This window comes from Mycobacterium sp. D16Q13 (genome assembly GCF_002013375.1).
GTDB lineage: Bacteria > Actinomycetota > Actinomycetes > Mycobacteriales > Mycobacteriaceae > Mycobacterium.
The window spans coordinates 1-9,414 of the sequence record NZ_MAEW01000032.1; the positions used below are offsets into that span (position 1 = coordinate 1).

Below are 9,414 nucleotides of genomic sequence, written 5' to 3' on the forward strand. Positions count from 1 at the left end.
GCGGATCTAGCGGGCCACCGAAGAGCCCCCGGCATCGCGGCGCCGGGGGCTTTTCGCTGTGCGCCCGCTAGCTTGCCCGTCCCGGCGGTACCGCCTGCTCGCGGGTGAATCCGGCCGGACAGAAGTCGACCTCCCAATGCTTTACCCCGTTAAGCCACCCGGACCGCAGTCTGTCGGGCTCACCTGCCGGCGCGAGGTCGGGCATGTGGTCGGCGATCGCGTTGAACATGAGGTTGATGGTCATGCGTGCCAGGTTGGCCCCGACGCAGTGGTGCTCTCCATTGCCCCCGAATCCCACGTGCGGGTTGGGGTTTCGCATGATATTGAAAGAGAACGGATCTTCGAAGACCTCTTCGTCGAAGTTCGCGCTGCGGTACATCATGACCACGCGCTGCCCCTTCGTGATCCGCACGCCACCAAGCTCGGTGTCCTCCAGTGCGGTCCGCTGAAACGAGGTTACCGGCGTCGCCCAGCGCACGATCTCGTCGGCGGCCGACTCTGGCCGCTCCCTCTTGTACAGCTCCCACTGATCCGGAAACTGGGTAAAGGCGTGCATGCCGTGAGTGATCGAGTTTCGAGTGGTCTCATTGCCGGCCACCGCCAAAAGCATGACAAAGAAGCCGAATTCGTCATCGGATAGTTTCTGACCATCGATATCGGCGTTGATCAGATCGGTACAGATATCAGGACCAGGCTCCACGGCCTTGCGTGCCGCGACGCCCATCGCGTACATCAGAAGTTCCGCGCTGGCGATCGCGCTATCGTCCTCGCCATCGGAGGATCCGACGAGCCGATTGGACCAGTCAAAGAGCTGCTCACGTTCGTCCAGGGGCGTCCCCATCAAACCCGCGATGGCCTGTAGCGGAAGCTCACAGGCCACCTGCTCCACGAAGTCGCCATGCCGCATCTGCGCCGCCGCCTTCGCGATGCCCTGCGCCCGGGTGTTGAGATCGTCGCGCAGCCGGTTCACCGCCCGCGGCGTAAACCCGCGGCTGATGATGTGCCGCAACCTACTGTGCCGGGGCGGATCCATGTTGAGCATGATCAAACGCGTCGCATCGATCCGCTCGCGTGGAGTGGTCGGCAGATAGCGCGGTATCGCGGTGTTCTGCTCACTGGAGAACACGTCGCACCGAAGCGAGATCTCCTTGACATCTTTGTGTTTGGACACCACCCAGAAGCCATCATCATCGAACCCAGCAACCCCGCGCTCCGTGTGATTCCACCAGATCGGTTCGGTATGCCGCAGTTCGGCAAGCTCACCCTCCGGGATCCCCCGCACAAAAAGATCAGGATCCGTGAAGTCGATGCCGTCCGGCAAGTGGGGATGTTGGGCCTGTACCACGCTGTACCTCCCGGCCTGTGACGCATTTCACTAATGGCTCTAGTGGCAGTGAAGCACAGAAATCGGCCCCGGGACAAGGGGGCGCAGCGGAAAAACCGCAGATCTATAACGTGTTCTAGGTGCGCGACAGCTTAGGGACGAAGATCGCCCTGATGTGATGGATCCGGGGATCATCCGCCGGAATTTTGAACGTCTCGTCCACTTTCGCGACGACGCGCCACCCGGCGACCTTGGCCTTGGTTTCGATGATGAAACTCGCGACGACATTCTCCCCCTCGACACGGAACTGCCGGTTCGAGGCGGCCGCGATAAGGCGGAACTGCGGACCGTTGTTCAGGCTGCGCCGCAAGTGATCTCCGGAGAATCCGGTCTTGACACCCTGCTCGATCCGCACACATTCCGGAGCGAACGGCACCGCGTCCGCCTGATGTGTGACGAGGGCTTCGATGTATGCATTCGCTGCGGCAATACGCACTTCGTCTGAGGCTCCAGGTGTTGACACCCTCGTAGCATAGGGCCATGTCTGACGGTCTTCCCGCGAGCGGCTCATCCGCGAATGCACCCGCCCAGTTGAACTCCGAGTTCGCCGGCAAGCTCATCAAGTGGATGACCACAGTCAACGTCTGGCTGTACCAGAGGACCGACGGCCGTCTCGGCGGAAAGTGGCGTGTAGGTGCGGCTTTCCCGTGGGGCATACCGGTGCTGCTGCTGACCACCACCGGCCGCAAGACCGGGCAGAAGCGACTGAGCGCGCTGCTCTATCTACCCGATGGAGACAAGGTTGTCCTGGTCGCATCGCAGGGCGGACGTGATGCCAACCCGGCGTGGTACCTCAACCTGAAGGCGAATTCTGAAGTCACCGTTCAGATCAAGGGCGATATCCGAGCGATGACGGCGCACACCGCCACCGATGAGGAGCGCGCGCACTACTGGCCCAAGCTGGTCGAGCTGTACGCGGACTTCGACAAGTACCAGTCGTACACGACCCGCAAGATCCCCGTCGTCGTCCTGGAGCGGGCGCCGGCTTAGGACTGGCTGCCGTATACCGGGACCGGGGTGCGCGCCTTGCCGAGTAGCTCGGTGACCACTGGTCCCAATTCACTTGGGTCCCAACGAGCTCCCTTATCCACCTGCGGGCCGTGCGCCCAGCCTTCGGCGACGCGAATGACGCCCGCTTCGACCTCGAACACCTTTCCCGTGACATCGCGAGCCTCCGGACTGCCCAGCCACACCACCAGCGGCGAGACGTTCTCCGGCGCCATCGCGTCGAACGCGCCGTCCTCGGGCTTCGCCATGGTCTCGGCGAAGACCGCCTCGGTCATCCGGGTGCGCGCTGCCGGAGCAATGGCGTTGACGGTGATGCCGTAGCGGCCCATCTCGGCGGCGGCCTGCAGGGTCAAGGTGGCGATACCGGCCTTGGCCGCGGCGTAGTTCCCTTGCCCGACACTGCCTTGCAGCCCGGCGGCGGAACTGGTGTTGATGATGCGCGCGTCCACCGCGTTTCCGGCCTTGAACTCATCGCGCCAATACGCGGCGGCGTGGCGCAAAGGCGCGAAGTGTCCCTTGAGATGCACGCGGATCACCGCGTCCCACTCCTCCTCGCTCATGTTGGCGAGCATCCGGTCGCGCAGGAAACCGGCGTTGTTGACCAGGACATCCAGGCGGCCAAAAGAATTGACTGCGGTGTCAATCAGATTCTTGGCGCCGTTCCAGTCGGCGACATCGTCACCATTGGTCACGGCCTCGCCACCCGCGGCCTTGATCTCCTCGACGACTTCCTGGGCCGGGCTGGTGCCTGCCGATCCGTCCAGGCCCACACCGATGTCGTTGACGACCACGCGTGCACCCTCGGCGGCGAACGCCAGCGCGTGCGCACGTCCGATACCGCGGCCCGCACCGGTGATGATGACGACCCGACCGTCGAGCAAACCTGGCATGTTCTATTCCTTTTCGCCGTTCTCATTGCTGTTGACATTGGCGGCGTCGAGGAACGCGGGGCGCTCCCCTCCACCGTGCACCGTGAGGACCGCACCGGTCACATAGGAAGACAGGGGTGAGGCAAGAAATGCTGCGGTCCAGCCGATCTCGTCGGGATTGGCAAGACGACCCAGCGGCACCGTCGCACCGACCGAGGCGATCCCGTCTTCGTCGCCGTAATGCATCTCCGAGAGCTCGGTGCGGATCATCCCGGCGGCCAGTGCGTTCACCCGCACCTTGGGCGCCCATTCCACGGCCAGGCTCCGGGTCAGACTCTCCAGTCCGGCCTTGGCCGCGCCGTACGCGGCAGTGCCCGGCGAGGGTCGGCTTGCGCTCACGCTGGTGATGTTGACGATGGTGCCGCCGTCGTCCTGGCGCTGCATCACGGCATTGGCGCGCTGCGAGACGAGCAGTGCGGAGAGCAAGTTCAGTTCGATGATCTTGCGGTGAAAGTTGTGACTCGCGTCGGCGGCCAGCGCGAAGGGGGCACCGCCGGCGTTGTTCACGACAGCATCCAGGCGCCCGTGCCCGGACACGATGGCGCTGATGAGCGCGTCCACCGACTGTTCGTCGCGGACATCGCAGGGATGAAATTCGTAGGGGGTCTCACCAGGGCGGCGTGCGCAGGTAATCACCGTCGCACCGAGCTCGTCGAACACCCGGCTGATACCGGCGCCGACGCCGCGGACACCTCCGGTGACCAGCACGACGCGGCCCTCAAGGCCGAGTTCGTAAGGGGTTCGCACGTGACTCCTTGCCATGTTCCTACTGTTTGTCCTGCGCTTTCGAGCCATGGTAGCGTACCAAGCAAGTGCTTGTTTCGGTACCTTGAGGAGTCTCATGGGCATCATCACCGCGACGGTTGAACCGGGCATCGTCACCGTCACCGTCGACTATCCGAAGGTCAACGCCATCCCCTCGCGTGGATGGTTTGAACTGGCCGACGCCATCTTGGCCGCGGGCAATGACCCGTCCACCCACGTGGTGATCCTGCGGGCCGAGGGCCGCGGGTTCAACGCGGGCGCCGACATCAAGGAGATGCAAGCCACCCAAGCGGAGGGCAAGGGCTACACCGCGCTGATCGACACCAATCGCGGCTGTTTCGAGGCCTTCAGCGCGGTGTACCGCTGCAAGGTGCCCGTCATCGCCGCCGTCAACGGCTTCTGCCTCGGCGGCGGGATCGGCCTGGTGGGCAACGCCGATGTGATCGTCGCCTCCGACGATGCGGTGTTCAGCGTGCCCGAGGTAGATCGCGGCGCGCTCGGCACCGCCACTCATCTGCAGCGACTGGTCCCCCAGCACGTCATGCGCCGGATGTTCTACACGGCAGCCAAGATCGACGCAAAGACCTTGCACCACTACGGATCCATCCACGAGGTGGTGCCACGCGAGGAGCTCGACGAAGCCGCGCTACGCGTGGCACGTGACATCGCTGCCAAGGACACCCGCGTGATCCGGGCCGCCAAGGAAGCCATCAACTTCATCGACCCACAGGACGTCGAGTCGAGCTATCGCATGGAACAGGGCTTTACATTCGAGCTCAATCTGGCGGGTGTCGCCGACGAGCACCGTGACGCATTCGTCGAGACCGGAAAGCCGAAGGGACAGTAGCCGATGAGCCGCTTGCGCGAAGAGGAGAAAATATGAGCGACAAACGATCTTCACTCGACGAGGCCGTCGCCGAGCTGCGCAGCGGCATGACCATCGGCCTCGGGGGCTGGGGTTCACGCCGCAAGCCGATGGCCTTCGTGCGCGCGATTCTGCGTTCGGACATCAAGGATTTGACGGTCGTTACCTACGGCGGACCGGACTTGGGCCTGCTGTGTTCTGCGGGCAAGGTGAAGAAGGCCTACTACGGCTTCGTCTCCCTGGATTCACCGCCGTTCTATGACCCGTGGTTCGCCAAGGCGCGCACCACCGGCGCGATCGAGTCCCGTGAGATGGATGAGGGCATGGTCAAGTGCGGTCTGGAAGCTGCCGCCGCCCGGCTGCCGTTCCTGCCCATCCGGGCCGGGCTGGGATCCGACGTCATGAACTTCTGGGGCGACGAACTCAAGACCGTCACGTCGCCGTACGCGGACTCGTCGGGAAACGCGGAAACCCTGGTCGCGATGCCCGCACTGAACCTTGACGCCGCGTTCGTGCATCTGAATCTGGGTGACGCCACCGGAAACGCCGCCTACACCGGCGTCGACCCATACTTCGACGACCTGTACTGCCTGGCCGCCGAGCGCCGCTACCTCTCGGTGGAGAAGATCGTCTCTACCGAGGAACTGGTGAAAACCGTTCCTCTGCAATCTCTTCTGCTGAACCGCATGATGGTCGACAAGGTGGTCGAGGCACCCGGTGGCGCGCACTTCACCATCGGAGCAGCCGATTACGGCCGTGACGAGAAGTTCCAGAGGCACTACGCCGAGGCCGCGGGCGATCCGGAAACCTGGCAGAAGTTCGTCGACACATACCTATCCGGTTCCGAAGAGGACTACCAGGCAGCCGTCAAGCGCTTTAAGGAGCAGCAGGCATGAGTGAGGCAACCCGCGCCGAGGTATGCGCCGTCGCATGCGCCGAGTTGTTCAGGGACGCAGGCGAGATCATGGCCTCCGCGATGTCGACGATGTCCACCGTCGGTGCCCGGCTGGCCCGCCTGACCTTCTCCCCCGACCTGGTGCTCTCCGATGGCGAGGCCGTCCTGATGGCCGAGACACCGGCGATTGGCGGCACCTCTCCGATCGAGGGATGGATGCCGTTCCGCAAGGTGTTCGATGTGGTGGCCTCGGGCCGCCGCCATGTTGTCATGGGTGCCAACCAGATTGACCGCTACGGCAATCAGAACCTCTCGGCGTTCGGGCCGCTGCAACAACCCACCCGGCAGATGTTCGGTGTGCGCGGTGCCCCGGGAAACACCATCAACCACGCCACCTCGTATTGGGTGGGTAACCACTCGGCGCGGGTCTTCGGCAACTCCGTCGACATCGTGTCCGGCGTCGGCTACGACAAGGCCGACCCCGCGAACCCTGCCTTCAAGTACCTGAACGTGTTCCGGGTGATCACGAACCTGGGTGTGTTCGACTTCAACGGACCCAACCACGAGATGCAAGCGCTGACTCTGCACCCCGGGGTCTCGGCCGAGGACGTCGCATCCAACACCAGCTTCGAGGTGCACGGTCTGGCCGACGCCGGCCAGACCCGGGTACCCACCGAGGAAGAGTTGCGGATCATCCGCGAGGTGATTGATCCGAAGTCATTCCGGGACAAGGAAGTCAAGGCGTGAGCGCACCGGTCCTCAAGACGCCGCTGACCGAGCTGGTCGGCATCGATCATCCCGTCGTGCAGACAGGCATGGGCTGGGTGGCGGGACCGCGCCTGGTCGCCGCCACCTCCAACGCCGGCGGTCTGGGCATTCTCGCCTCGGCGACCATGACGCTGGAGGAACTGGTCGCGGCGGTCGCGAAGACGAAGTCGCTGACCGACAAGCCGTTCGGTGTGAACATTCGCGCCGATGCCGGCGATGCCACTGAGCGCATCGAGCTGCTGATCCGCGAGAAGGTCAAGGTGGCCTCGTTTGCGCTGGCGCCCAAGCAGGATCTGATCGCCAGGCTGAAAGACAATGGCGTGGTGGTGGTTCCGTCTATCGGGGCGGCCAAGCATGCCAAGAAGGTCGCGGCCTGGGGCGCCGACGCGGTGATCGTGCAGGGTGGCGAGGGCGGTGGACACACCGGTCCGGTCGCGACAACCCTGCTACTCCCCTCTGTGCTCGACGCAGTCAAGGACACCGGAATGCCGGTCATCGCCGCCGGCGGCTTCTTCGACGGGCGTGGCCTCGCGGCGGCGCTGTCCTACGGCGCGGCCGGCGTGGCCATGGGTACCCGATTCCTGCTGACCGCCGACAGCACGGTGCCGGATGCGGTCAAGGAGCGCTACCTGGCCTCGGCTCTCGACGGCACCGTGGTGTCGACCCGCGTCGATGGCATGCCGCACCGGGTATTGCGTACCGAGCTGGTTGAGAAGCTCGAAAGCGGTTCGCGGGTACGCGGTTTCAGTGCCGCGATTCTGAACGCGGCCAAATTCAAGAAGATGACGGGCATGACCTGGCGGTCCATGATCAAGGACGGCCTGGCGATGCGCCATGGCAAGGAGCTCACCTGGTCACAGGTGCTCATGGCGGCGAATACCCCGATGCTGCTGAAAGCCGGACTCGTCGAAGGGAACACCGGTGCCGGGGTTCTCGCCTCGGGTCAGGTCGCGGGCATCCTCGATGACCTGCCGAGCTGCCAGGAGCTGATCGACGCGATCGTCTCCGAAGCCGTCGCTCACCTCATGGCAGCGAACGCCGCCATTATCTAGGCGCCGAGTGGGAATCTCACGAGGCGAATCGACCTAAATCCCTCGCAAGATTCCCACTCGACAGAGCTGTTCGAAACGCTTCGTCGACCCGAGCCACGATCGTGCCTGCGCGATGCTGAAGCATCTCGGATGTCACTCGAATGATGGTCCAGCCTTCCGCTGAGAGTCCGGCCGAGCGATCGACATCGCGAGAACGCTGATGCGGGTCTGTCCAATGCTGTGCGCCATCAAACTCGACTCCGAGCTTGAGGTCCTCCCATCCCATATCGACCCTTGCGACAAACTCTCCATAACGCGTATACACACGGATCTGACTCTGCGGCTTGGGAAATCCTGACCTTACGAGAAGCAGCCGGGTGCGAGTTTCTTGCGGTGACTCCGCTCCACCGTCAACCAATTCCAGCGCCTTACCAAGCGTCACCAACCCCCTGGCTCCAGGATGCGCGGCCGCCACCTTCTGAATCTCCGCAAGGCTGACACCGGTAGCCGCAATCAGTGCATCCAATCGTTGAACGGCGGTATCGAGCCGCAACCAACGTCCCAGGTCAAATGCCGTGCGCGCTGCCGAGGTGGCTGCAACGCCATCAATGCGATCAACCTCATTGCTTAACAATGACTCCCGGTGCACCCTCAGCCCGGTCGGGGCTTTGTGGTTGCGATAGATCAACTCCGCGTCGGCCGCACGATCGACCCACTTCGACCCGAGAAGTGCTGACGCGGACAACCCCGCGACCACCCCGCTCCGCTGCGACCACAGCCACGCGGCCTGTGCCTGCTGAATCGCCGTCACGCTCGATCCGCGGGGTATGTACACGGACGGATAGATCTGTTCGTACCGACTTCGGAGTAGGTGCTCGGTCACAACTCCGGCAGCGATTGCCTCGGTTGACCGGAATGGCCACGGAACCTCCCCCACAGCGGGAGCATCTCACCGCCCACCGACAAAATCCGAGTGGGAATCTCACGAGGAAACCGACCAAAACACCTCGGCACATTCCCACTCGACCGCAAGGATAGAGACAGGTGATTCACAGCCTGCGGGAGAACGCTGGTCGTATGACCTTCCGAAAGTTCACCTTCTCGACAGCTGCCTGTTGTTTGGCGGCGGGAGCGGCCATCATGCTTGCCCCGCTCGCCGCCGCCGATAACGACCAGCCGTCGGTCCCCAACCACGGCATTCAGACCCCGAAACAGGGCTCCATGGAGCTACCGACAGATCGCGGTCGCGATCACGTATTACGGCAAGACCAATCCGTGGGCGGTGCAGACCCCGGCGTCCCGTACGGAACCGATCCCTATGTCCCGGACCATGCCACCGATATCGGTGGAGCCGATCCCTCCACTCCGCTGGGCACCGATCCGGATGTGCCCTACGGAACGTGGGCTCAGAACTAGTCGCCCGGTAGAGCAGGCCCCGGTAAAGGTGGAGGGGCCTGCTCCGGGATCCCGGAGTCGGGTGGCTGCGACCGAATGAACTCCGCAGCCCCCGGGCTATTGAACATGCCCGTGTTGTCCCGCTTACTCAACCAATCCCAGGCCTGGCCCATCCACATCGGGTCTTGCGGCAGGTCAGACATCTGCGGATTGAAGGGCAAACTGCCGCCCGGCAATCCAGGAATGCTGCACACCTCCGGTGGACACGGCTCGGCCGATGCAGGGGCAGCGCCCGTGATGACACCCAGCGTCATCGCGGCCGCGCCGATCAGGATTCCAGCTCGCATTCCCTGAGGCTACGCCTCGACCATTCG

12 protein-coding genes are annotated in these 9,414 nt (G+C 63.8%); 6 read left to right on the forward strand and 6 right to left on the reverse strand.

All coding sequences use genetic code 11. The annotated features are described in order from the left end of the window. Positions 1 to 67 precede the first annotated feature (67 nt). Positions 68 to 1,345: a cytochrome P450 gene (locus B4400_RS24155; protein WP_078313177.1), complete on the reverse strand. Its 1,278-nt coding sequence runs from the start codon at positions 1,343 to 1,345 to the stop codon at positions 68 to 70. 115 nt (positions 1,346 to 1,460) lie between these two features. After that, on the reverse strand, positions 1,461 to 1,847 hold the full coding sequence (locus tag B4400_RS24160) for a DUF8021 domain-containing protein (RefSeq protein WP_078313178.1): 387 nt from the start codon (positions 1,845 to 1,847) through the stop codon (positions 1,461 to 1,463). A 17-nt stretch (positions 1,848 to 1,864) separates the two neighbouring features. On the opposite strand from B4400_RS24160, the gene B4400_RS24165 reads away from it, so the two are divergent. Next, complete coding sequence (locus B4400_RS24165) at positions 1,865 to 2,374, forward strand: nitroreductase family deazaflavin-dependent oxidoreductase (protein WP_078313179.1); 510 nt, start codon at positions 1,865 to 1,867, stop codon at positions 2,372 to 2,374. Here the strand turns inward: B4400_RS24165 and B4400_RS24170 are convergent. Together B4400_RS24170 and B4400_RS24175 are read right to left on the reverse strand one after the other, a co-directional pair. Next, positions 2,371 to 3,282 carry an SDR family oxidoreductase gene (locus B4400_RS24170; RefSeq protein WP_078313180.1) on the reverse strand — a complete coding sequence of 304 codons (912 nt, stop codon included), beginning with the start codon at positions 3,280 to 3,282 and terminating at the stop codon, positions 2,371 to 2,373. The two genes, B4400_RS24165 and B4400_RS24170, sit on opposite strands and share 4 nt — an antisense overlap. A gap of 3 nt (positions 3,283 to 3,285) precedes the next feature. After that, the gene (locus B4400_RS24175) at positions 3,286 to 4,068 is read right to left on the reverse strand and encodes an SDR family oxidoreductase (RefSeq protein ID WP_078313181.1); all 783 of its coding nucleotides are present in this window, start codon (positions 4,066 to 4,068) and stop codon (positions 3,286 to 3,288) included. 94 nt (positions 4,069 to 4,162) lie between these two features. Between B4400_RS24175 and B4400_RS24180 the strand changes: the two genes are divergently transcribed. From B4400_RS24180 to ipdC, 4 genes are read left to right on the forward strand one after another with little or no spacing between them, the layout of a single operon-like run. Beyond that, positions 4,163 to 4,933 (forward strand): enoyl-CoA hydratase family protein, encoded by a 771-nt coding sequence (locus B4400_RS24180; protein ID WP_078313182.1) that lies wholly within the window; start codon positions 4,163 to 4,165, stop codon positions 4,931 to 4,933. A 32-nt stretch (positions 4,934 to 4,965) separates the two neighbouring features. Beyond that, positions 4,966 to 5,847: a cholesterol ring-cleaving hydrolase subunit IpdA gene (gene ipdA / locus B4400_RS24185; protein ID WP_078313183.1), complete on the forward strand. Its 882-nt coding sequence runs from the start codon at positions 4,966 to 4,968 to the stop codon at positions 5,845 to 5,847. Beyond that, entirely contained in the window at positions 5,844 to 6,593 is a 750-nt protein-coding gene (locus tag B4400_RS24190; RefSeq protein WP_078313184.1) for a CoA-transferase subunit beta, read from the forward strand. The genes ipdA and B4400_RS24190 overlap by 4 nt, the downstream gene beginning before the upstream one ends. Continuing rightward, on the forward strand, positions 6,590 to 7,666 hold the full coding sequence (ipdC, locus tag B4400_RS24195; protein ID WP_078313185.1) for a (3aS,4S,5R,7aS)-5-hydroxy-7a-methyl-1-oxo-octahydro-1H-indene-4-carboxyl-CoA dehydrogenase: 1,077 nt from the start codon (positions 6,590 to 6,592) through the stop codon (positions 7,664 to 7,666). Before B4400_RS24190 ends, ipdC begins: the two co-directional genes overlap by 4 nt. A 16-nt stretch (positions 7,667 to 7,682) precedes the next feature. Here the strand turns inward: ipdC and B4400_RS24200 are convergent, their stop codons facing one another. After that, entirely contained in the window at positions 7,683 to 8,582 is a 900-nt protein-coding gene (locus B4400_RS24200) for an endonuclease domain-containing protein (RefSeq protein WP_078313186.1), read from the reverse strand. Positions 8,583 to 8,722: 140 nt separating this feature from the next. On the opposite strand from B4400_RS24200, the gene B4400_RS24205 reads away from it, so the two are divergent. Further along, positions 8,723 to 9,061, forward strand: a complete 339-nt coding sequence (locus B4400_RS24205; protein WP_078313187.1) for a hypothetical protein — start codon at positions 8,723 to 8,725, stop codon at positions 9,059 to 9,061. On the opposite strand, the gene B4400_RS24210 is transcribed toward B4400_RS24205, so the two are convergent. Beyond that, positions 9,058 to 9,387 carry a hypothetical protein gene (locus B4400_RS24210; RefSeq protein WP_286142488.1) on the reverse strand — a complete coding sequence of 110 codons (330 nt, stop codon included), beginning with the start codon at positions 9,385 to 9,387 and terminating at the stop codon, positions 9,058 to 9,060. The genes B4400_RS24205 and B4400_RS24210 overlap by 4 nt on opposite strands. Positions 9,388 to 9,414 lie beyond the last annotated feature (27 nt).

Bases quoted from the DNA above. Each gene is read 5' to 3' on its own strand.
- B4400_RS24190 (WP_078313184.1), top strand. From the start codon at position 5,844: ATGAGTGAGGCAACCCGCGCCGAGGTATGCGCCGTCGCATGCGCCGAG.
- B4400_RS24165 (WP_078313179.1), top strand. From the start codon at position 1,865: ATGTCTGACGGTCTTCCCGCGAGCGGCTCATCCGCGAATGCACCCGCC.
- B4400_RS24210 (WP_286142488.1), bottom strand. From the start codon at position 9,387: ATGCGAGCTGGAATCCTGATCGGCGCGGCCGCGATGACGCTGGGTGTC.
- B4400_RS24170 (WP_078313180.1), bottom strand. From the start codon at position 3,282: ATGCCAGGTTTGCTCGACGGTCGGGTCGTCATCATCACCGGTGCGGGC.
- ipdA (WP_078313183.1), top strand. From the start codon at position 4,966: ATGAGCGACAAACGATCTTCACTCGACGAGGCCGTCGCCGAGCTGCGC.
- B4400_RS24180 (WP_078313182.1), top strand. From the start codon at position 4,163: ATGGGCATCATCACCGCGACGGTTGAACCGGGCATCGTCACCGTCACC.
- B4400_RS24205 (WP_078313187.1), top strand. From the start codon at position 8,723: ATGACCTTCCGAAAGTTCACCTTCTCGACAGCTGCCTGTTGTTTGGCG.